Genomic DNA, 23,754 nt, shown 5'->3' with positions numbered 1-23,754 from the left:
CTCGTCCCGGGCGACTTCCCACCCCCACCCCCAACTCACGGAGCGCTGACATGCACATCCTGATGATCGAATGCAACCCCAACGGCATCGCCGGCATCGCCAACGCCCTGGAACTGGGCCACGACGTGACGCTGGTGTCGGTGGACCCCGACTTCTACCTCGCAGCCTCGCCCCTCGCCGAGGCGGCCTACGCCCACCCGAACTGCCAGGTGATCAAGAGCGCCGAGGCGTTCTCCCTCGACGAGCTGACGGCGCTGGCCCGCAAGCTGCACTCCGAGAAGCCGATCCACGGCGTCACCACCTACAGCGAGTACCACACCGTCCACACGGCCGCAGTCGCCGAGGCCCTGGGCCTGCCGGGCATGAGCGTGGACGGCGCCCGCAACGCCCGCCACAAGCACCTGACCCGGCTCACCCTGGACGGCAAGGGCGTGCGCCAGCCCCGCTTCGTCCACGTGGCCGACCCGAAGGACGTGGAGGCGGCCGTACGCGAGATCGGCTTCCCCTGTGTGGTCAAGCCGTCCGACGGTACGGCCAGCCTGCACGTCCTGCATCTCAAGGACGAGGAGGACCTGCGCGCCTACCTCGCGGAGCTCGCCGACGTGGCCGACTACGGCCGCGGCGTGGTCCGTGTCCCGGACCTGCTGATCGAGGAGTTCGTCACCGGCGAGCTGATCTCGGTGGAGTCCTGCGTCCTCGGCAAGGGCGAGGTGGTCAACCTCGGCCTCACCGACCGCCCGCTGAGCGGCTTCCCGTACTTCATCGAGATGGGCGCCACCTACTTCAGCGGGCACCCGCTCCAGGACGAGCTGTTCGACCTGACGACGCGCCTGCTCAACGAGCTGGGCGTGGACTTCGGCTTCATCCACACCGAGTTCCTCCTCGGCCCCGACGGCCCGGTGCTGTGCGAGGTCAACGGCCGGCTGGTCGGCGGCATCGTGCCGAGCCTGATGGAGCTGTCCTCCGGCGTCGACCCGTACCTGGAGGTCATCCGGCAGGCGCTCGGCGAGCGCCCCGAGCTGCCGCACCCCGGCGAGACCACCGCCGGCGGCCGCTGGTTCGGCGCCCCGATCGGCGGAACCATCGAGTCCATCGGCTTCGACGGCCTGAAGGAGCTGCCCGGCTTCCACAGCGCCCTCGCGTACAAGAAGCCCGGCACCGAGGTGAACCGGCTCTCCAAGAGCAACTTCGACTGGATCGGGCACACCATCTTCACCGGCGCCGACCGCACCGAGGTCAACAAGCGCTGCGTCGAGGCCCTGGACCGCATCGACCTGCGGATGAAGGTCGAGGTGGCCCGATGACCGCGGACCCGCGGCGTCAGGAACTGCACGGGGTGGCGATCCCCTCGCTCGACGACGGGGCCGTGTTCGACGTCACCGTCGAGGACGGCGTCTTCACCCGCGTCGAGGCCTCGGGCGGCCGCCACGGCGGCGAGACGGAGCTGTGGCCCGGCTACACCGAGACCCATGCCCATGTCTCGCTGCCCGCCAACTGGGACGACACGGCCGACGACCCGCGGATCGTCGCGCTGCAGTACGTCTACCACGGCGTCACCCACGTGGTGGACATGTTCGGCTTCCCGCTGGTGGCCGACGCCTGGGCGGCCGGCCGCGAGGCGTCCACGGTGCCGTACCCGGAGATCGTCCACTGCGGCTACGCGGTCACCGCGATGACGAACGCGGCCGGCCTCACCGGCCACGGCGTCGAGTTCCCGGCCCCGGTGCACATGATCGCCACCGAGACCGACCTGGAACACGCGATCCGTTCCAACGTCGAACGCGGCGGCACCTTCCTCAAGGTGATGTTCACGGACGGCACCGAACAGCCGGACAGCCCGGTGAAGTTCTCCCGGCTGTCCCGCCGGGTGCTCGAGTTCTCCGCCCGGATCGCCGCCGAACGCGGCCTCACCGCGGTCATCGACTGCAACACCCTCCAGGAGACCCGCTGGGCGTACGAGTGCGGCTTCCGCCTCTTCGCCCACAGCGTGCGCGACCGGACCCTCGACGCGGCCGACTGGAAGGAGTTCGAGGGCGCCCGCTTCGTCTCCACCCTGGCCGGCCTGCGCCCCATGGTCATGACGGGCGAGGAGTTCCGGGCCGAGTACGGGCGCGAGGGCTTCGCCGAGACCCAGGACATCCGCAACCTGGAGTTCGCCCAGGGCATCGAGAAGCCGTACGGCATCGAGTTCGGCTGCCAGGAGACCCGCACGGCAGCGCTGGCCGACATGCGCCGCAACGCCCTGGCCACCCTGCGCACGGGCAAGCTGCTGATCGGCACCGACTCCGGCAACACGGGCGCGTACCACGGCTACTCCTTCCTGAGCGAACTCGACCTGCTGCGCGGCGACGACGCCTCGCTGGAGGAGCGGCTGCGGCACCAGGCGACGGTCGGTGGCCGCCGCTACTTCGACGAGCTGAGCGGCGACACCCGGGACGTCCATCCGCTGAGCACCGGCGAGGCCGCCACCTACAACCTGCACGCTCCGGGACGGCCGCTGTCCGCCCTTCCGCTGCAAACGGTCGTCCGCGGCGTGCCGATCGACCGGCAGGCCGTCGCGCGCACCATCGCCGAGCTGCGTGCCGCGAACCCGGACCGGAAGGAGGCGCTGTGATCAGGGAGCGCAAGCGCGCACTCGTCGGCGTGATCGGCGGCATCCTCCTGGCCAACACCGGCAGTTACATCTGGTTCCCCGTCCTCGTCGCCACCCTCGGCGGGTCCGACAGCGGATTCTGGGCGGGCGTGGTCATGTGTATGACCTACGTCGGCCGCCTGCTCGCCACCTTCTGCTACGAAGGGATCGCGGCGCGCACCGGTGTCCGTGGGGGCGTGTTCCTCGGCACCGCGCTGGAGGCCGTGGCGCTCGGGCTGATGGGGTTCGCCGACGGCGTGCTCGCGTACAGCGTGCTCGCGTTCTTCATCGGCTTCGGCTCGGGGACCTCCTTCCCGGGGCTGAAGAACGTCCTGGTCTCCTTCCCCGAGGAGGAACGGGCCAAGGCGTTCTCCGCGTTCCAGATGGCGGGACAGGTCGGCCTTTTCGGGGGCGCACTGCTGGGCGCCGCACTGGCCGACGTGGAGCTGCGGACCCTGTTCTCCGTGGTGTTCGTGTTCTTCCTCGGCTTCTGCCTGATCACCTCGGCACTGATTCCCCGAGGCGGTTCCGGGAGTGCGCCGGACGCCGCGGCCGGGCGGGTTCCGCTGTTCAGCCTGACCGCGTTCAAGGGCATCGAGGTACGCGGCGCCACCCGCTATTTCCTGCTGTCCGCCGCGTTCTGGTTCCTGTCCCTGGGCTTCGTGGTCGGCATCCCCCTGCACATGGAGGAGTACGTGCCGGGGTGGGCCCCGTCCGCGCCGTTCTGGATCACGGGGCTCAGCATCCTGGTGCTCCAGTACCCGCTGTTCAAGCTGTTCGACAAGCGCTTCAGCCCGGGCACGGTCATGGCCGTCGGCCTGGCCGGGATGACCATCGCGTTCGTCTCCTTCGGGGCCGGACGCACCGCCCCCTGGGTGGTGGTCGGCTGTCTGACGGTGGTGCTCGGGGAGATCCTCTTCGTGCCGTCGTTCGACCTCTGGATCGCCCGCAGGGTTCCCGCGGACCGACTGGCCCGGGCCATGGGCGCGATGCACTTCTTCCGCAGCGCGGGCAACATGGCCGGCTCCCTGGCCGCGGGAATCCTGTTCGACCTGTCGCGCTCCGTCGGTGTGGCGGGCGGCAACTGGTACGTCGCGGCCCTGCTGGCGGCGGGCTGCGCACTCGTCTGCCTGAGCGGCCGGCACTCCGGCACGGCCACCGGGATCGACGCCACCGAGAACGATGTCACGCAGAGCGAAGAAGCAGTGAGGGAAAATGTCTGACATTTGCGTCATCGGGGGCACCCGGTTCTTCGGCAAGGTGCTGGTGCAACAGCTGTTGGACGACGGGCACCGGGTCACCCTCGTCAACCGCGGACAGACCCCCGACCCCTTCGGCGACACGGTGCGGCGGCTGCGCGCCGACGTCAACGTCCCCGGAGAGCTGACCGCCGCGGTGGCGGGCGAACGATTCGACGCGGTGATCCACCAGATGTGCTACACGCCGAACGCCGCCGTGGAGGCGTGCGAGGCATTCGGCGAACGGGCCGGGAAGATCATCATGACCAGCACCATCGAGGTGTACAACAAGGACACCTTCCGCTGGCGGTTCCCGGCCCCGCCGTTCGGCGCCCGCGCCCGCGAAGAGGAACTCGACCCCGCGGCCTACGACTTCGACACCAGCCTGCCCTGGTACACGCCCGGCTATCTGGACGCCCACTACGGCGAGGGGAAGCGCCAGGCCGAAGCCGCGCTGACGGCTCGCGCGAAGGTGCCGGTGCTGCTGGCCCGGGTCGCGCACGTCCTGGCCGCGGAGGGCGACTTCACCGGCCGGCTGCGGTTCCACCTCGACCGCATCATGGCCGGGCAGCCCGTCGTCGCCCACACGGCGCCCGGCCGGACCTCACTGGTACGGGCCGAGGAAGCCGCCGGCTTCCTCGCCTGGGCGGCCCTCTCCGATGCCACCGGAGCGGTCAACGTCACCTCCCCGGACACCGCCGACGTCTATGACGTCTGCGCCGCGGTGGAGAGCGCCACCGGGCTGACGGCCGACGTCATCGAGAAGGAAGACCCCGCCGGCGACCCCGGCCTGTCCCCGTTCTCCTGCCCGTCCGACTTCGGCATGGCGAACGACCGGGCGGCGGCCCTCGGCTACCACTTCACCCCCATCGCCCAATGGCTCCCCGCGGTCGCCCGTGCCGCCGCGGCCGGCCGGACCGACACCCCCCACTCCAAGGAGCAGTGATGTTCGACCTCATCGTCATCGTCCGGGTCCCCGAGTCCCACGACATCGCGCCGGTGGCCGACGCCCTGGCCCGGATGCGGCCGCTGTGTCTCACCGAGGACGGCTGCGTCAGCTGGGAGGCGTACCAGTCGCAGGACGACCCCGGCCGCTTCGTCCTCGTCGAGCGCTGGGCGAGCCGCGCCCACTGGGAGGCTCACGACTCCGGCGACGCCATCCAGAAGATCTACCTCCAGGAGATCATGCCGCGCATCGAACGCGAGGTGCACCCGAGCAGCCCGGTGAACAGCGCGCAGGAGCAGGTGACCGGCGCGCAGTAGCGGACGAGCAGGACGACGGGATGTGGACCGACTTCGCCAACGTCCACGCCCCGTCCCGGGGACACCGATTCGGCACGAACACGGGGGTGCATCAACGATGGAAATGGCTGGTCACGGCATGCGTGATCTCCCTTCACGCGCGATCGCGGTCGTCGGCATCGGCTGCCGGTTCCCGCAGGCGGACGGGCCGGACGCGTTCTGGCGGCTGCTGCGCGGCGGCGGCGACGCGATCACCGGCCGGCGCGGCGGCCGGGGCCCGGCACGCGGCGGATTCCTCGACCGGGTGGACGGGTTCGACCCCGAGTTCTTCGGTGTCTCACGACGTGAGGCCACAAGCATGGACCCGCAGCAGCGGCTGGCCCTCGAACTGGCCTGGGAGGCCCTCGAGGACGCCAGGACCCTGCCGGGCGACCTCGCGAACAGCCGGACCGGCGTGTTCCTCGGAGCGATAGCCGACGACTTCGCGACCCTGCTGCACGGCCTGGGTCCCGACGCGGTGACCGGGCACACGCTCACCGGGCTGCAGCGCGGTGTGATCGCCAACCGGATCTCCTACACCCTGGGCCTGAACGGGCCGAGTCTGGTGGTGGACTGCGGGCAGTCGTCGTCGCTGGCCGCCGTGCACCTGGCGTGCGCGAGCCTGCGGAACGGCGAGTCCGAACTGGCCCTGGCCGGCGGGGTGAACCTGATCCTCGCACCACAGAGCACCCTCGCCCTGGAGCGGGCCGGAACGCTGTCGGCCGACGGACGCTGCTTCACCTTCGACGCTCGCGCCAACGGTTACGTCCGCGGCGAGGGCGGCGGGATCGTCGTCCTCAAGCTGCTGGAAGCCGCCGTCCGGGACGGCGACCGCATACATGCCGTGATCCGCGGCAGTGCCCTGAACAACGACGGTGCCACCGAGACGCTGCCGACGCCGGGCCGTGCGTCGCAGGAGCGGGTGCTGCTCGCCGCCTGTGCCGACGCGGGCGTCGAACCGGGCGAGGTCCGGTACGTCGAGCTGCACGGGTCGGGGACACGGGCCGGCGACCCGGTCGAGGCCGCCGCGCTCGGTGCGACGCTGGGCGCGGCCCGCACCGAGGACGCCCCGCTCCTGGTCGGGTCGGTGAAGACGAACATCGGTCATCTGGAGGGCGCGGCCGGGATCGCCGGGTTCATCAAGGCCGTCCTGTGCGTCGGCGAGCGCGAACTCGTCCCCAGCCTGAACCACTCCGGGCCCGGCGAGCGGATCCCCCTCGACGAGCTGCGCCTGCGGGTGAACACCGAGACCCGTGCCTGGCCGGTGCCGGAGGGGCAGCTGGTGGCGGGAGTCAGCTCGTTCGGGATCGGCGGCACCAACTGCCACGTGATTCTGTCGGACTGGCAGGACGCGGAACGTGCCGGCGGCGAGACCGACGCCGGGGCGCTGCCCTGGGTCCTGTCGGGGCGGGACGAGTCCGCGCTGCGTGACCAGGCGGCACGGCTGCGCGCCCATGTGGAGGAGCGTCCGGAGCTGGGCGTGGCCTCGGTGGCCCGGTCCCTGGGCGTCACACGCACCGTGTTCGAGCACCGCGCCGTCGTCGTCGCACACGACAGGGACGGCTTCCTCGCCGGACTTCGGGCACGGTCGGCCGGGCAGCCGTCGGCGGCCGTGGTGGAGGGCCGGCACGAGGGGCCGCCGGTCCGGCCGGTCTTCGTCTTTCCCGGCCAGGGCTCGCAGTGGGCGGGCATGGCAGCGGAACTGATCGACACCGCACCGGTGTTCGCCGAGCGGATCGGCGCGTGTGCCGACGCTCTGCGCCCGCACGTCGACTGGTCGCTCCTCGATGTCCTGCGCGGTGCCCCCGGTGCGCCGCCGCTGGACGGCGACGAGGTGATCCAGCCCGCGTTGTGGGCGGTGATGGTGTCGCTGGCCGCGCTGTGGCGCTCGGCCGGGGTGGAACCGGCCGCCGTGGTGGCCCACTCGCAGGGCGAGATCGCCGCCGCCACCGCCATGGGTGCCCTGTCGCTGCAGGACGGCGCGCGGATCGTGGCCCTGCGCAGCAGGGTGCTGAACCGGATCGCGGGCCGCGGCGGACTGCTGTCGGTGGAGCTTCCTGCCGAACGGGTGCGGCGGGACCTCGCGGCGGTGGCGGCCTCGCTGTCGGTCGCGGCGGTCAACGGCCCCGCGCACACGGTGGTCGCGGGTCCGGGGGCCGCGCTCGACGCACTGGCCGCCCACTACGGGCAGGAGGTGCGGACCCGGCGGCTCCGGATCGACTACGCCTCGCACAGCGCGGCCGTCGAGGAACTGCGCGAGGAACTGCTCGGCGCCTTCGCCGGGATCGTCCCGCGCTCCATCGGCGTGCCGTTCCACTCGACCGTCACCGCCGCACCGATCGACACCGCCGAACTGGACGCCGGGTACTGGTACCGCAACCTGCGCGAGCCGGTGCGGTTCGGACCGGCCGTCGAGGAACTGCTGCACTCGGGCCACTCGACGTTCCTGGAGATCAGCCCGCATCCGGTGCTGGCGATGGGCATCCGGCAGACGATCGACGCGCACGGTGGGGACGGCGCCGCGCTGAGCACGCTGCGGCGCGGCCACGGGGACCGTCACCGGTTCCTCACGGCGGCGGCCGAGGCCTTCGTGCGCGGCGTCGCGGTGGACTGGGCGGCACTGCTGCCCGGCGCGGCACCGCTGACCGACCTGCCGACCTACCCGTTCCAGCGCCGCTCCTGCTGGCCGTCCGGGATGCCCGGGGTCACCGAGCAGATGCCCGACACGACGCCGGCCCCCACCTCGTCCTCGGCGCAGGCTCCGGCCCTGTCCTCGGCGCAGGCTCCGGCCCTGTCCTCGGCGCAGGTTCCCACCTCGTCCTCGGCGCAGGCTCCCGCTCTGTCACCGGCCGATGCTCTGTCCCCGGCGAACGCTCTGTCCCCTGCCCCGGCCCAGACCTCGGCTCCCGCCCTGTCCCAGGCCTCGGCTCCTTCCCCTTCTCAGGCCCCCTCCCCTTCCCCGTCCCAGGCCTCGGCTGCCTCCCCCTCCCCCTCCCTCTCCCCTTCCCCGGCCTCGGCCCTGTCCCCGGCCGGAGTCCCGTCTCCGGTCCCGTCCCCTTCCCCGGCCGGCGACAGGGGATCGGTGCTGGAGCTGGTCCGTAGCGTCACGGCGGTCGTGCTGGGCGCAGAGTCGGCCGGTGACGTCCGGCCCGGCCGGACGTTCCGGGAGATGGGCCTGGACTCGGCCATGACGCTCGAACTACGCGACCGGCTGTCGGCCGCGACGGGGCTGAACCTGGAGAGCACCGTCCCGTACGACCACCCGAGCCCGGCCGCCCTGGCCACTGCGATCGGTGAGCTGAAGGCGGGCGCGTGCACCGGCGGTTCCCCGGCTGCCGTGCGGGAGCAGGCACACCCCGGCGCCCCCGAGAACACCAGCGACCCCGAGAACGCCGGCGCCCCCGAGAACGCCGGCGCCCCCGAGAACCCCGGCGCCCCCGAGAACGCCGGCGACCCCGGCAACACCGACGAAGCCGGCGACCCCGTGGTCGTCGTCGGCATGGCCTGCCGGTTCCCCGGCGGGGTCCGCTCGCCCGAGGACCTGTGGAGCCTGGTCGACAGCGGAACCGATGCCACCGGCGACTTCCCCGACGACCGCGGCTGGGATCTGGCGACGCTGCACCATCCGGATCCGGAACGGATCGGCACGTCCTACGTCCGCCGGGGCGGCTTCGTGCGGGACGTGACGGACTTCGACGCGGAGTTCTTCGGGATCAGCCCGCGCGAAGCCCTCGCCATGGACCCGCAGCAGCGGCTCCTCCTGGAGGTCGCGTGGGAGGCGCTGGAGCGCGCCGGGATCGATCCGGCGACGCTGGCGGGCAGCCGGACCGGCGTGTTCGCCGGGGCGATGCACTCCGGCTACGGGCCGAGCATGGAAACGGCCGGGCACGGCGTCGCGGGTCATCTGCTGACCGGCACCAGCGCGAGCGTCATCTCCGGGCGGATCGCCTATGTCCTCGGCCTCAACGGACCCGCGCTGACCGTGGACACCGCATGCTCGGCGTCGCTGGTCGCGCTGCACCAGGCGGTGCGGGCCGTGCGGGGAGGAGAGTGCTCGCTGGCCCTGGCCGGCGGGGTCACGGTCATGGCGACCCCCGGCATGTTCGTGGAGCTGTCCCGCCAGCGGGTACTGGCCGCCGACGGCCGCTGCAAGGCCTTCTCCGCCCAGGCGGACGGCACCGGGTGGGGCGAGGGCGCGGGCATGCTCGTCGTGGAACGGCTCTCGGACGCCCGCCGCAACGGCCACCCCGTGCTGGCGGTCGTCGCCGGAAGCGCCGTCAACTCCGACGGCGCCTCCAACGGGCTGTCCGCGCCGAGCGGCGTCGCCCAGCAGCGCGTCATCGCGGACGCTCTCGCCGATGCCGGGCTCGCCCCGCAGCAGGTCGACGCCGTGGAGGCGCACGGGACGGGCACCGCACTCGGCGACCCCATCGAGGCCAACGCGCTGCTGGCCGCGTACGGGAGGGACCGGGACCGGCCGCTGTGGCTGGGGTCCCTCAAGTCCAACATCGGACATGCGCAGGCGGCGGCGGGCGTCGGCGGCGTCATCAAGATGGTGCAGGCCATCCGGAACGCGACCCTGCCCGCCACGCTGCACGTCGACGAGCCGTCCCCGCACGTGGACTGGACGTCCGGCTCGGTGGCCCTGCTGCACGAGGCCCGTCCCTGGCCGGAGACCGGTGAGCCCCGGCGCGGCGGCGTCTCCTCGTTCGGCATCAGCGGCACCAACGCGCACGTGATCCTCGCGGAGCCGCCGGCCGAGGCCACGACCGCCGGGGAACCGGTGCGGCCGCCCGTGGTGCCGGTCGTCCTGTCGGCCCGGACACCGCAGGCGCTGCGGGAGCGGGCCCGGGCACTGGCCGCCGAGCCGCTCGACCCGGTCGGCGCGGCACCGGCCCTGACCGCCAGGGCGTCCCTCGACGAGCGCGCCGTGGTGATCGCCCGTGACGGGCAGGAGGCCGACCGGGCCCTGGAGGCGCTGGCCCGCGCCGAACAGGCCCCCGGTGTCGTCACCGGCCGCGCGGGCGAGCCCGGCCGGACCGTTCTGGTCTTCCCCGGACAGGGCGGCCAGTGGCGGGGCATGGCATCGGCGCTCGCCACCGAATCCCCCGTCTTCGCCGCCCGCCTGGCCGAGTGCGAGCGCGCGCTCGCGCCGTACATCGACTGGTCGCTGGCCGACGTCCTGGACGGGGCGCCCCTGCTCGACCGGGTCGACGTCGTGCAGCCCGCGCTGTGGGCCGTGATGGTGTCACTGGCCGAGCTGTGGCGGTCGGCCGGGCTCGTCCCGGACGCCGTGGTCGGCCACTCCCAGGGCGAGATCGCCGCCGCCGTCGTGGCAGGGGCGCTGTCCCTCGACGACGGCGCCAGCACCATCGCGCTGCGCAGCAGCATGGCCGTCGAACTGATGGGCAAGGGGGCGATGGCCGCGATCCCGCTGCCCGCGGAGCGGGTGCGGGAACGACTCGGCGCGCTGAGCGTCGCCGCGGTCAACGGACCGGCCACCACCACCGTGGCCGGAGCCCCGGACGCGATCGCCGAGCTGGTCGGCACCTACCAGGCCGAGGGCGTCAACGCCCGCGTGGTCCCTGCCGCCTTCGCCTCGCACTCCCCGTCGGTCGAACCGGTCCGCGACAAGCTCCTGGCCGAGCTGGCGTCGCTGGCGCCGCGTACCGGCGAGATCGCGCTGATGTCCTCGGTCACCGCCGACTGGCAGGACGGCGGCGAGCTGGACGCGTCCTACTGGTACCGGAACCTGCGGCACACCGTGCGCTTCCAGGAAGCCGTCGAGGCGCTCATCGCGTCCGGCCACACCACGTTCGTCGAGGTCGGCCCGCACCCGGTGCTGACCGGCAGCATCGGCCAGATCCTCGAGAAGGCCGGCGCCGACGGGATCGTCACCGGCTCGCTGCGCCGCGACGAAGGCGGCCTGCGCCGGTTCCTCACCTCCGCCGCCGAGGCCTACGTCCAGGGCCTGCCCATCGCATGGGAACGGCTCACCGGAACGGCCGCCGGCCACGCCGACCTGCTCGCCCTGCCCACCTACCCCTTCCGGCGCCGCCGCTACTGGCTCACGGGCACGGCCGGGCCGTCCGGTACGGCCGACCTCGGCCAGGCCCCGGCCGGCCATCCCCTGCTCGGCGCGGCCGTCGATCTCGGCGACGGCGAGACGGTGTTCACCGGGCGGCTCTCGACCCGCACCCATCCTTGGCTGGCCGACCACGCCCTGTCGGGGACGGTCGTCGTACCGGGCACCGCGTTCCTGGAGATGGCCCTGCACGCGGGCGCGAGTGCCGGCACGGCACGGATCGAGGAACTGACGGTCTCCGCGCCGATGGAACTCCCGGAGGACGGCGCCGTCGACCTGCGCGTCCGGGTGGCGGCCGAGGACGGCGCCGGGCTGAGGACCTGCCGGATATCGGGCCGGGTGACCGGCGGAGAGTGGATCGAGCACGCCACCGGCACCCTCGGCCCCGGCACGGCCACGGAACCGGCCCCCCTGGACTGGCCGCCGGCCGGCGCGACGCCGGTGTCGCCGGCCCGCACGTACGAGGACCTCGGCCTGCACGGGTACGAGCACGGGCCGGTGTTCCAGGGGCTGCGAGCCGCCTGGCGACGCGACGGCGAGCAGTACTCCGAGGCCGTCCTGCCCGAGCCGGAGGCCACGAACGCCGGGGCCTACCACCTGCACCCCGCCCTGCTCGATGCGTCCCTGCACGGCCTGATCGCCGACGCCACGGGCCGCGAGGGCCGGCGCATGCAGCCGCTGCGCTGGCGCGGAGTGTCCCTGTTCGGTGCCGGGTCCGGTGCCGGGGGCCGCGCGTCCCTGCGGATGCACGCGGCAACCGCCGCGGACGGAGGCCTCGTCCTGACCCTGCGCGACGCCTCGGGAGACCCGGCGGGGCTCGTCGAGTCGCTGGAACTGTGCCCGGTCGCGGTCGGCCGCCCGGCCGATCCCGCCGCCGTGGCGCGTGGCTCCCTGTTCGCACTGGGCTGGGAACCGCTGTCCGGGCCGACGGCCGCAACACCGGCCGGACAGGTGCCCGTCCCGTGGGACGCCACCCTCCCGGACACGCTGCTCGCGGCGGCCGGGCCACCCGCGCACGCCGTCGTGGCCTGCCCCGCCGGCGAGGACGAGACCGACCCGGCGACAGCGGCCGGGAACGCGGTCCGGCGGACGCGGGACCTGCTCGGCCGATGGCTTGCCGAGGACCGGCTCGCCGGGTCCCGCCTGGTGCTGGTGACCCGCGGGGCCGTCGCCGTACGGCCCGGCGAGACCGTCCGGGACCTCGCGCAGGCCGCGGTCTGGGGCCTGGTGCGGACGGCACAGGTCGAGCACCCGGGCCGGTTCGCCCTGGTCGACCTCGCTCCCGACGCCACCGAGGTCCCGGCCGCGGCACTGGCGCCGGACGAGAACCAGACGGCGGTCCGTGGCGGCGCCGTCCTGGTGCCCCGGCTCGTGTCCGCGGTGGGGGACCCGGCGCTCCGCGTCCCCGAGGACGCGCCCGCCTGGCGCCTGGACATCCCCGAACGCGGCACCCTCACCGCGCTGGAGCTACGGCCCTGCCCCGAGGCCGCCTCCGAACCCGGCCCCGGCCAGGTCCGGATCGCGGTCCGCGCCGCCGGGCTCAACTTCCACGACGTCCTGGGCGCGCTCGACATGCACCCCGGCGACCCCGGCCCGCTCGGCCTGGAAGGCGCCGGCGTGGTCACCGCGACCGGGCCCGGTGTCACCGGCCTGGCCGCCGGCGACCGGGTGATGGGCCTGTTCCCCGCCGCGTTCGGCACACTGGCCCACGCCGACCAGCGCACCCTCGTCAAGATCCCCGACGGCTGGTCGTTCACCCGGGCCGCCGCCGTACCGGTCGCCCACATGACCGCCCTGCACGCCCTGACCGAACTGGGCGGCGTGCGCCCGGGCGACCCCGTCCTGATCCACGCCGGGGCGGGCGGCGTCGGCATGGCCGCCGTCCAGCTGGCCCGGCACCTGGGCGCGGAGGTCTACGCGACCGCGAGTCCCGCCAAGTGGCCCGCCCTGCGCGCCCTCGGCGTCGACGACGACCACCTCGCCTCGTCCCGCGAGCCCGGATTCGGGACCCGCTTCGGCGCGGACGGCCGGCGCATGGCCGTCGTGCTGAACTCGCTGACCGGTGAACTCGTCGACGAGTCCCTGCGGCTGCTGCGTCCCGGCGGGCTCCTGGTCGAACTGGGCAGGACCGATCCGCGCGACCCGGCCGAGGTGGCCGTCACCCATCCCGGTGCCCGCTACCAGGCGTCCAACCTCCTCCAGTTGCCGCCCGAGCACCTCGGCCGCCTCCTGCACCGAGCGGTCGAGCTGTTCACCGAGGGCGCGTTCACCTGGCCCGCCGTCACCGACATGGACGTCCGGCACGCACCGGAAGCCTTCGGGCTGCTGCGCCAGGGGACCCACGTCGGCAAGGTCGTGCTCACCGTCCCGCCGCTCCTCGACCCGGACGGAACCGTCCTGATCACCGGCGGTACCGGCGCCATCGGCCGGGCCATCGCACGGCACCTGGTCACCGAACACGGCGCACGACGGCTCCTGCTGGCCGGACGCCGCGGCGGTGACGCGCCCGGAGCGGCCGGGCTGGCGTCCGAGCTGAACGGGCTCGGCGCCGAGGTGAGCTTCGCGGCCGTGGACGTCGCCGACCGGGACGCCGTAGCCGCGATGATCGAAGCCGTCCCCGGCCGGCACCCGCTGACCGCCGTGGTGCACGCCGCGGGCGTGGTGGACGATGCGCCGGTCACCTCGCTCACCCCCGGGCAGATCGACCGGGTGATGCGGGTCAAGGCCGACGGCGCCTGGCATCTGCACGAGCTGACCGCGGGCCACCCGCTCACCGCGTTCGTCCTGGTCTCCTCGGTCATGGGGACGCTCGGCGGCGCCGGACAGGGCGGCTACACCGCCGCCAACGCGTTCCTCGACGCGCTCGCCCGGCACCGCCGCGCGCAGGGGATGCCCGCCCTCGCGCTGGCCTGGGGCCTGTGGGACGACCCGGACGGCATGATGGGCGCCCTCACCCCCGCCGACCGCGCCCGCTTCGCCCGGGCGGGGCTCGTGGAGACGGCCCCCGAGCACGGCCTGGCCCTGCTGGAGGCGGCACTGCCGTCGGCGCACGCCGTCCTCGTGCCCGCCCGGCTCAACCGCGAGGTCCTGCGCGGCCTCGGAACGGACCTGCCGCCGGTGCTTCGCCAGATCGTGGCCGCCGCCGGCCCGGGCCGGCCCGCGCACGTGCCCGGACAGCGGCGGCACCGGCCGCTGCGGGAGGAGCTGACCGGGCTGACCGCCGCCGAACGGGCCGGGATCCTGGCGGACCTGATCCGGACCCACATGGCCGCCGTCCTGGGCTCCCGGCCCGAGGCGATCCCGGACGACAGGCCGTTCGGCGAGCTGGGCTTCGACTCGCTCACCTCGGTCGAGTTCCGCAACCGCCTCAACACGGCGACGGACCTCAAACTCCCCCTCACCCTGCTGTTCGAGGCGCCGACGCTGCCCGAGCTGGTCACCGTCCTGGACACCGGACTCGTACCGCCCGAGGAGGTACCGGCCGCCCCGGAGGACGCCTTCGGGGACCTCGGAACGGACGTGGCGGCGCTCGTCGAAGCCGCGACCGCCGAGGAACTGCTCGACTTCATCGACCGCGAGCTCTCCGGCTCCTGACCCGCCTACGGAGGACCGATCCGTCATGGGATCAGAATCGAACGAGAAGCTGCTCGGATATCTCAAGCGGCTCACCCTCGACCTGCACCAGGCACGCGAGCGCCTGCGCGAGCTGGAGGACGGTGACCGCGAGCCGATCGCGATCGTCGGCATGGCCTGCCGGTACCCGGGCGGGGTCGACTCGCCGGCCGCCCTGTGGCGGCTGCTGGCCGAGGGCGGGGAGACCGTCGGCGCGTTCCCGCGCGACCGCGGCTGGGACGACGGCCTGTACGACCCCGCCGGCGGCGGCCGGAGCGTGACGGGCTCCGGCGGCTTCCTCTACGACGCGGCCGACTTCGACGCCGGCTTCTTCGGCATCAGCCCGCGTGAGGCCCTGGCCATGGACCCGCAGCAGCGGCTGCTGCTGGAGACCGCCTGGCGGGCCTTCGAGGACGCCGGGATCGACCCGGAGTCGGTGCGCGACACCGAGACCGGCGTGTTCACCGGGCTCTCCTGCAGCGACTACGGGCAGGGGCGCGGCGACCTGCCCGAGGAGGCCGAGGGCTTCCTGACGACCGGGACGGCGGGCGGCGTCGCCTCCGGCCGGATCTCCTACGCGCTCGGCCTGCGCGGCCCGGCGATCACCGTGGAGACGGCCTGCTCGTCCTCTCTGGTCGCACTGCACCTGGCCGTCCAGTCGCTGCGCCGCGGCGAATGCACGATGGCGCTGGCCGGCGGCGCGACGATCATGGCCACACCGCAGCTGTTCACCGAGTTCACCCGCATGCAGGGCCTGTCACCGGACGGCCGGTGCCGCCCGTTCTCGGCCGCCGCCGCGGGCAGCGGGTTCTCCGAGGGCGTGGGCGTGCTGCTGGTGGAACGGCTGTCGGACGCGAGGCGGCTCGGTCACCCCGTGCTGGCCGTGGTGCGCGGCAGCGCGGTCAACCAGGACGGCACCAGCAACGGCTTCACCGCACCGAGCGGATCGGCGCAGCAGCGGGTCATCCGGCAGGCGCTGGAGGACGCGCGGTTGTCGCCCGGCGACATCCAGGTGGTGGAGGCGAGCAGCACCGGTACCCCGCTCGGCGACCCGATCGAGGCCCGCGCCCTGCTGGCCGCCTACGGCCGTGACCGGGACCAGCCGCTGCGGCTCGGCTCGCTGAAGCCCAACATCGGCCACTCCCAGGCGGCGGCGGGTGTCGCCGGGGTCATGAAGACGGTGCTGTCGATGCGGCACGGCAGGCTCCCCGCCACCCTGCACGTGGACGAGCCCACTCCGCACGTCGACTGGTCGGCGGGCGCGGTCGAGCTGGTCGCCGAGGAGACCGCGTGGCCCGGGACGCCGGGGCCGAAGCGCGCTGCGGTGTCCTCACAGGGCATCAGCGGCACCAACGCACACGTGATCATCGAAGAAGCTCCGGCCGTCCCCGACGAGGCGCCGTCCGGGGAGCATGCCGGGTCGGGTGAGCATGTCCGGTCGGGCGAGCATGTCCGGTCCGGCTCGGGGGTCCCGTCGGGCTCGGAGGTTCTGTCCGGCTCGGGGGTGCGGTCGGGCTCGGAGGTTCTGTCCGGCTCGGGGGTGCGGTCCGGCACGGAGGTTCGGTCGGGCGAGGAGGTCCGGTCCGGCACGGAGGTCCGGCCCGCCGGGCAGGACGGGCCGCGTCTGCTGACCCTGTCGGCCAAGACACCGGCCGCGCTCGCCGACCTCACCGCGCGCTACGCGGAGCTGCTCGCCGACGGTGCCGACGGTGCTCCCCTCGCGTCGATCTGCCGCACCACGAGCCTCGGGCGGGCGCACTTCACGCACCGGCTCACGGCCGTCGCGTCCTCGCGCGCCGAACTGCGGGATCTGCTCACCCGGACGCGCCCGCACGAGGCGCCGCCGCCCGGCGTCCGCGTCGGCGCGCGGGCCCCGGAGACCAGCCGTGGTCCGGTGTTCCTCTTCACCGGCCGCCCGGACCCGGGGTACGCCGACGCGGCCGTCAGGCTGGCCGAGTCCGAGCCGGTCTTCCGCCGTGCCCTGGACCGGTGCGCAGAGGCGGCCGCTGGACCGGCCACGTCGGATCCGGTCTCCCCTCGCGAGGCGGACCGGTACACCGAGGCGTCCGGCGGCCGGCCCTCGCCGTTCGCCGTCGCGTACGCGCTCGCCGAGCTGTGGCGGTCGTGGGGCGTGGAGCCCGCCGCCGTCCTCGGCCACGGCACCGGCGAGCTGGTGGCCGCGTGCGTCACGGGCACGCTGCCCCTGGAGGACGCGCTGCGGTCGGCGGCCCGGACTCCGGCGGACGCCGCCGAGCCGGAGCGGTTCACCGACGGGATCGCCGCGCTGCTGCGCGACGGCCATCGGAGCTTCGTGGAGATCGGGCCCGGCTCGCCGCTCCTCGACCAGGTCCGGACGGCCGAGCACGCCGCGTTCCTGCCGTCGCTGCGCGAGGGCGAGGACGCCCGGCGCACTCTGCTCGACAGCCTCGGCGCGCTGTACACCCGAGGCGTCCGGATCGACTGGACGCGCGTGCACGGCGAGCCCGCCGGGCCGCCCACCGCCCTGCCCGGATACCCGTTCCAGCGCGAGCGCTACTGGCTCTGGACGGGAGACGTCCGCCGGGAACAGGCACCGTCTCACGGCGGGCCTCTGGTCGCGCAGGTCCGGCTGGTCGGCGCCGACGGCAAGCCCGTGGCGCTCGCCGAGGGCGTACGCCTGGAAGCGGTGCCCGGTGCGGCCGAGCCTGCCGCATCCGGAACCAACGCGCAGGCCGCGCCCGCGGTCAACGCGCCTGCCGCACTCGGAACCAACGCGCAGGCCGCACCCGCAGTCAACGCACCGGCCGCACTCGGAATCAACACGCCGGCCGCGCCAGGAATGCAGGCACCGGCAGCGCCCGGAACCCCCGCACCTACCGCGTCCGGAACCCCCGCACCTACCGCGTCCGGCTCCCACGCACCTGCCGCGCCCGGCTCCCACGCACCTGCCGTACCCGGATCCCACGCACCCACCGCGCCCGGCCCCCGCACGCCGGCCGCACCCGGGACCGGTAACACCGCCGAGCAGGTGGTAGGCATCGTCGGCCGGGCGCGCGGCGCGGCCGTCGCCGGTGACGACCTGCACCTGCCGCTGCGGAGCCTGGGCATCGACTCGCTGATCGCGATGGACATCCGGCAGACCCTCGCCCGGCGGCTCGGCGTCGACGTCCCGCTGCCCGAGCTGCTGGACGGCCGGAGCGTCGCCGAGCTCGCGCGCACCGTCCAGACGGTCCGCGGCGGCGCGGACCGTACCGCCGAGGCGTCCGGGACCGGGGAGCCCGGGACCGGGGAGCCCGGGACCGGGGAGACCGGGACCGGGGAGCCCGGGACCGGGGAGCCCGGGACCGAGGAGCCGGGGACCGGCGAGTCAGCGACCGGGGAGCCCGGGACGACGTTGGTCGCCGACCCCGCGGCCCGCCACGAGCCGTTCCCGCTCACCGACCTCCAGCAGGCCTACCTGGTCGGCCGTACCGACGCCTTCGAGCTGGGCAACGTATCCACCTCCTTCCTCGTCGAGATCGACCTCGAGGAGACCGACCTCGACCGGCTCGCCGTCTCCTTCCGGCACCTCGTCGACCGGCACGACATGCTCCGCGCGGTCGTGTCCAGGGACGGTCACCAGCGGGTGCTCGCCGAGGTCCCCGAGTACCGGATCGCCACGGTCGACCTGCGGACGTGCGACGACGCCGAACGGTCCCGCCGGCTGGCGGAGATCCACGAGGAGATGCGCCACCAGGTCTTCGACACCGAGGTCTGGCCGCTGTTCGACGTCCGGGCGACCCTGCTCGACGCGCGCACGACCCGGCTGCACCTCAACTTCGACGCGCTGATCGTGGACGGCCGCAGTTCCGGGCTGCTGTTCCGGGAATGGGCGCAGGCCTACCGCTCCGGGACGCCCACGGCGCCCGCCCCCGCCGTCACGTACCGCGACTACGTGCTCGCCGCCGCCCGGACGGATGCCGCGCAGCGTGAGAAGTCGCTCGCCTACTGGCAGGCCCGTACCGCCTCCCTCCCGCCCGCGCCCCGCCTGCCGCTGCGCCCGGGACCCGCGCCACGGCGGCCGGTGTTCACCCACCGCACGGGCCGGATCGAGCCCGGGGCGTGGCAGCGCTTCAAGGACCATGCCGCCGCGGCGGGCATCTCGCCCTCGGCCGCCCTGTGTACCGCGTACGCGCAGGTGCTGGGCGCCTGGAGCGCCTCGCCGCGCTTCACGCTCAACCTGCTGGCGTTCAACCGGCGGCCGCTGCACGACGACGTCGGCAGAATCATCGGAAACCTCAGCGCGACCACCCTGCTGGAGGTCGACGCCGCCCCCGGCGTGGACTTCACCTCGGGCGCCACGCGGTTGCAGAACCAGTTGATGACCGACCTCGAACACGGACACGTCAGCGGCGTAGAGGTGCTGCGCGAGCTCAACCGCGCCCGGGGCGGCACCGGCCTGGCGGGCATGCCCGTGGTCTTCACCAGCACGATCGGCTTCTCGGGGCAGGACGGCGGTGAGCGTGGCGCACTCACGGCCCTGACCACCCTCGGCGCCTCCGGCACGCTGGCGTCCAGCTCGGTCCGGACACCGCAGGTGTGGCTCGACCACCAGGCCCTGGAGGAGGCCGGGGAACTGGTCCTCAACTGGGACGTGGTGGAGGAGATGTTCCCCGACGGCGTCGTCGACGGGATGTGGGACGCCTATCTGGACCTGGTGCGTGACCTGTGCGGCGAGGCGGCGTGGCGTCGCCCGCCGACCGTGCTCGCGCCGGTGGCCGACCTGGAGCTGCGGCGGGCCGTCAACGCCACGGACGCCCCCCTCCCCTGCGAGCTGCTGCACGACGGGTTCCTGCGGCAGGCCGGGAGCCGGCCGGACGCGCCCGCCGTCATCACCGCCGCGCGGACCCTCGACTACGGTGAGGTCGACCGCCGCTCCGACCGGATCGCCCGGTGGCTCCTCGAGCGCGGCGCGGGTCCGGGCGTGCTCGTCGGCATCGTGATGGACAAGAGCTGGGAGCAGGTCGTCGCGGCGCTCGGCATCCTCAAGACCGGGGCCGCCTATGTGCCCGTGGACGCCGCCGTGCCCGGCCGCCGACTCCGGACGATCGTGGAGACCGCCGGCATCGAGCTGGTGCTGACCCGGTCGGCGCTCGCGGACGGACTCGACCTGCCGGACGGCACCCACACCCTGCACGTCGACACCGAACCGGAGGACACCGGTGCGAGCGGCCCCCTGCCCCCCTCCCCGGCCGGGCCGGACGATCTCGCCTACGTCATCTTCACCTCGGGTTCCACCGGGGTCCCGAAGGGCGTGATGATCGAGCACGCCGGCGCGGTCAACACCGTCCAGGACGTCAACGACCGGTTCGAAGTGACCGAACGCGACCGGGTCCTGGCCCTGTCCGCGCTCAACTTCGACCTCTCCGTCTACGACGTGTTCGGCCTGCTCTCGGCCGGCGGCGCCCTGGTCCTGCCCGACGCGTCGGCGCAGCGTGAACCGGCCGCATGGCTGGACCTGGTGAACCGGCATCAGGTGACGGTCTGGAACAGCGTCCCCGCGCTGATGGACATGTTCGTCGAACACGTCCGGGCCCTCGGCGGCCCGCCGTCGCTGCGCGTGGTGATGATGAGCGGCGACTGGATACCCGTGACCCTCCCCGCAGCCATCGCCTCCGCCCTGCCGGCCGCGCGGGTCTGGAGCCTGGGCGGCGCGACCGAGGCGTCCATCTGGTCGATCCAGTACCCGATCACCCACGTGGACCCGGACCGGACGAGCATCCCGTACGGCAGGCCGATGCGGAACCAGCGTTTCCACGTGCTGGACCAGGCGTTGCGGCCCTGTCCGGTCTGGGTCCCCGGCGACCTGTACATCGCCGGTGCCGGCCTGGCCCGCGGCTACCTCGGGGACGAGGAGAAGACGCGCGCGGCGTTCCTGCGCCACCCCGTGACGGGAGAACGGCTCTACCGGACGGGTGACCTCGGCCGCTATCTGCCGGATGGCGACATCGAGTTCCTGGGCCGCGTGGACTCCCAGGTGAAGATCCAGGGGCACCGGATCGAGCTCGGCGAGGTCGAGGCGGCCCTGCTGCGCCGGCCGGACGTGCGCGCGGCGGCCGCGGTGGCCGAGGGCGAGCGGGGCGGCCCCAGGCGGCTCGTCGCGTACGCCGTGTCCGGTACCTCCGAGGAGGAGCTGCGCGAGGCGCTCGGCCGGGAACTGCCCGGCTACATGGTGCCCGCCCGCGTCGTCCTGCTGGACGAGCTGCCGCTGACCGGCAACGGCAAGGTGGACCGCCACCGTCTGCCGTCGCCCGGACAGACGGCCCCGCGCTCCGGCGCGGCGGTCGCACCGCGCGACGCGACCGAACAGCTCCTCGCCGGGATCTGGGCCGAGTTCTTCGAGACCGCCGGCGGGCGGATCGACGTCACCGCGAACTTCTTCGACCTCGGCGGCGACTCGATGCTCGCGGTGCGGATGATGACCCGGATCCGGCAGCACACCGGCCGGTCGCTGCCGGTGGCCACGCTGCTCGCCCGGCCGACCGTCGCCTCGCTCGCCGAGGTGCTGCGCGACCGGCCCGGGGACGAAGGCCGGGCGGCCCTGGTCACGCTGCGGGAGACCGGGACCCGGCCACCCCTGTTTCTCGTCCACCCGGTCGGCGGCGACGTGCTCTGCTACGCCGGACTCGGCGCCCTCCTGGACGACGACCAGCCGCTGCACGCCCTCCAGTACCCCGACACCGAACCAGCGCCGCAGACCGTGCCCGGCCTGGCCGCGCACTACGCCGACGCGATCACCGAACGGTTCCCGGACGGCCCGTACCGGCTCGGCGGCTGGTCGATGGGCGGCGTCATCGCCCTGGAGACCGCCCGCCTGCTCACCGGACGGGGCAAGACGGTGGAACTGGTCGCGGCCGTGGACCTGCTCGAACCGCCCGGCCGTGCCGAACCCGCCTCCGACGCGGCGCTGCTGGCCCGGTTCGCCCGCGACCTGGCCGGACTGGCGGGAAGCGGCTGGAACCCGGGGCCGGCCGAGTTCGAGCCCACGGGTGACCGGTCCCCGGTCCAGGAACTGCTGACGCGGGCCCGGCACGCCGGCGTCCTGCCGGACGACATCGACGCCGCCACCCTGGAGCGGCTCGCGGGCCGGTTCCTGCGCCTCAGCCGCGCACTGGCCGAGCACGAGCCCGCCCCGTACCGGGGCAGGGTCCGGCTGCTGCGGGCCATCGACGGGGCCACCCCCGCGACCACCCGGCAGTGGCTGGACCTCCTCGGCGACCAGGCGGAAAGCATCGACGTACCCGGCGACCACTACAGCGTCATGCGCTCGCCGAACCTCCAGACGCTGGCAGCCGAGCTGGGCAAGGCCCTGGAAGACCTGTGACCGGAACCTGCCCGCATCGGTCGCATCGGTCGCATCGGCCGCATCTGCGGCACCTGCCGCACCGGCCGAACCCACCGAACCAAGAGAAGCAACAGAACCAGGAGGACCGGATGACCGTCGTGGAACTGCCGACCCGGGCCGAGCCGGGCCTCACCGTCGCCGCGGTCATGGACCGGGTACGGGCGTACGCCCCCACCCTCCCGTCGCGCGCGCCGGAGATCGAGCGGAGCGGCCGGCTACCCGGTGACGTCCTCGACGGCCTGAAGGCCACCGGCCTGCTGCGGGCCGCCCTGCCACCGGCGCTGGGCGGAGTCGAGATGACCGTGCCGGAGATCACGCGGGCCGTCGATCTGCTGGCGGAGGGCGACGGCTCGGTCGCCTGGTGCGCGGCCGTCGCGCTGAACGCCGCGCTGGCCGTGGTCTCGCTGCCCGTGGAGGTGTTCACCGAGCTGTACCCGGACCCGGACCTGATCACCGCGACGGTCCTGCCGCCGGCCGGGCGTGCGGTCCGGCGGGACGACGGCTACGTCCTGTCGGGCCGCTGGACCTCCGCGAGCGGGATCACCCACGCCGACCGGGTGATGGCGGGGTTCCAGACCCCGGAGGGCGCCCCGAGGATCGCCGTCTTCGACGCCGCGCACGCCCGGGTGGTCGACACCTGGCACACCACCGGACTGCGCGGCACCGGCTCCCACGACTTCGAGGTCGCCGAGCTGTTCGTCCCGGAACGGCACACGTTCGCTCTTCGGCCGTCCGGCTCCCGGCAGGAGCCGCTCCACCTGCGTGCCGACAACCTCGCCCTCAAGATGGCGGGCGTACCGCTGGGCCTCGCCAGGTCCGCGCTGAACGCGGCCCGGGAGCTCCTCGCCGCCAGGCGTTCCGCGCTGCCCCGGCCGGGCGTCCCTGCCGACCTCGCGCACGCCGAGTCGCTGATCGGCGCCGCGGACGCCTACGTGTACACCACGCTGGAGAACGCCTGGGCGGCACAGGCGGCGGGCCTGGCGCCGGAACGCGGCACGGCCGCCCTGGCCCGCCAGTTCGCGCACCGGGCCTGCCGGGAGGCCGTCCAACTGCTGTACGACGCCGTGGGATCGGCCGCGGTCTACACCGAGCTGACCCCGCTCGACCGGTGCCTGCGCGACCTCATCACGGCCGGCCGCCATGTCGCGTCCTCGGAGAAGATCCTCGACGGCGTCGGCGACCTGCGACTCGGCGGCGACCCCGCCTCCCCCCACCTCTGAACGTGTGCGAGCCGACGTAGGAAGTGAGAGTCGCCGGATTCGGCACCACACTCGCACACGTGTGAGCCCATTCCGAAAGGGGCGCCTCTCGCCCGCTGGTGATTCAGACGCCGGCGGACGTCTCGGGTGCGACCGGCGCCGTCACTGCGACGCGCACAGCGCCGGTGACCGACGGGGCGGGGGCGTGTACGTGGGGCGCGGGCCCCTGATCGGTGTAGTGAGCTGCCCTGGAGACCTGCCCGCACCACGCTGTATAACGGTATGCAGATGTGCGCTCCCTGAATAGGCGGCCCGTGTCGGTCAACGTCCCGGCGCTGTACTCT

The 23,754-nt window shown here is 73.9% G+C and carries 8 protein-coding genes; all 8 read left to right on the top strand.

Annotated features, from left to right (window positions below; all coding sequences use genetic code 11):
• Nucleotides 1-50: 50 nt before the first annotated feature.
• The 8 genes from ACZ4SF_RS35540 to ACZ4SF_RS35505 all read left to right on the top strand — a co-directional run bounded on the left by ACZ4SF_RS35540 (nt 51) and on the right by ACZ4SF_RS35505 (nt 23,431).
• Nucleotides 51-1,304 (top strand): ATP-grasp domain-containing protein, encoded by a 1,254-nt coding sequence (locus ACZ4SF_RS35540; protein WP_468392752.1) that lies wholly within the window; start codon nt 51-53, stop codon nt 1,302-1,304.
• On the top strand, nt 1,301-2,614 hold the full coding sequence (locus tag ACZ4SF_RS35535) for an amidohydrolase family protein (RefSeq protein ID WP_468392750.1): 1,314 nt from the start codon (nt 1,301-1,303) through the stop codon (nt 2,612-2,614). The genes ACZ4SF_RS35540 and ACZ4SF_RS35535 overlap by 4 nt, the downstream gene beginning before the upstream one ends.
• Entirely contained in the window at nt 2,611-3,855 is a 1,245-nt protein-coding gene (locus ACZ4SF_RS35530; protein WP_468392748.1) for an MFS transporter, read from the top strand. The genes ACZ4SF_RS35535 and ACZ4SF_RS35530 overlap by 4 nt, the downstream gene beginning before the upstream one ends.
• Nucleotides 3,848-4,816: an NAD-dependent epimerase/dehydratase family protein gene (locus ACZ4SF_RS35525; protein WP_468392746.1), complete on the top strand. Its 969-nt coding sequence runs from the start codon at nt 3,848-3,850 to the stop codon at nt 4,814-4,816. The genes ACZ4SF_RS35530 and ACZ4SF_RS35525 overlap by 8 nt, the downstream gene beginning before the upstream one ends.
• Nucleotides 4,816-5,133 (top strand): putative quinol monooxygenase, encoded by a 318-nt coding sequence (locus ACZ4SF_RS35520; protein ID WP_468392744.1) that lies wholly within the window; start codon nt 4,816-4,818, stop codon nt 5,131-5,133. Before ACZ4SF_RS35525 ends, ACZ4SF_RS35520 begins: the two co-directional genes overlap by 1 nt.
• A gap of 118 nt (nt 5,134-5,251) precedes the next feature.
• The gene (locus tag ACZ4SF_RS35515; RefSeq protein WP_468392742.1) at nt 5,252-14,830 is read left to right on the top strand and encodes a type I polyketide synthase; all 9,579 of its coding nucleotides are present in this window, start codon (nt 5,252-5,254) and stop codon (nt 14,828-14,830) included.
• Nucleotides 14,831-14,855: 25 nt separating this feature from the next.
• Nucleotides 14,856-22,190 carry an amino acid adenylation domain-containing protein gene (locus tag ACZ4SF_RS35510; RefSeq protein ID WP_468392740.1) on the top strand — a complete coding sequence of 2,445 codons (7,335 nt, stop codon included), beginning with the start codon at nt 14,856-14,858 and terminating at the stop codon, nt 22,188-22,190.
• Nucleotides 22,191-22,300: 110 nt separating this feature from the next.
• Nucleotides 22,301-23,431, top strand: a complete 1,131-nt coding sequence (locus ACZ4SF_RS35505; RefSeq protein WP_468392738.1) for an acyl-CoA dehydrogenase family protein — start codon at nt 22,301-22,303, stop codon at nt 23,429-23,431.
• Nucleotides 23,432-23,754: the final 323 nt, after the last annotated feature.

It is taken from the genome of Streptomyces sp. NPDC027663 (assembly GCF_055566415.1).
Note: the sequence above shows the minus strand (reverse complement) of the source record. Positions and strands in the feature narration are given on the sequence as shown.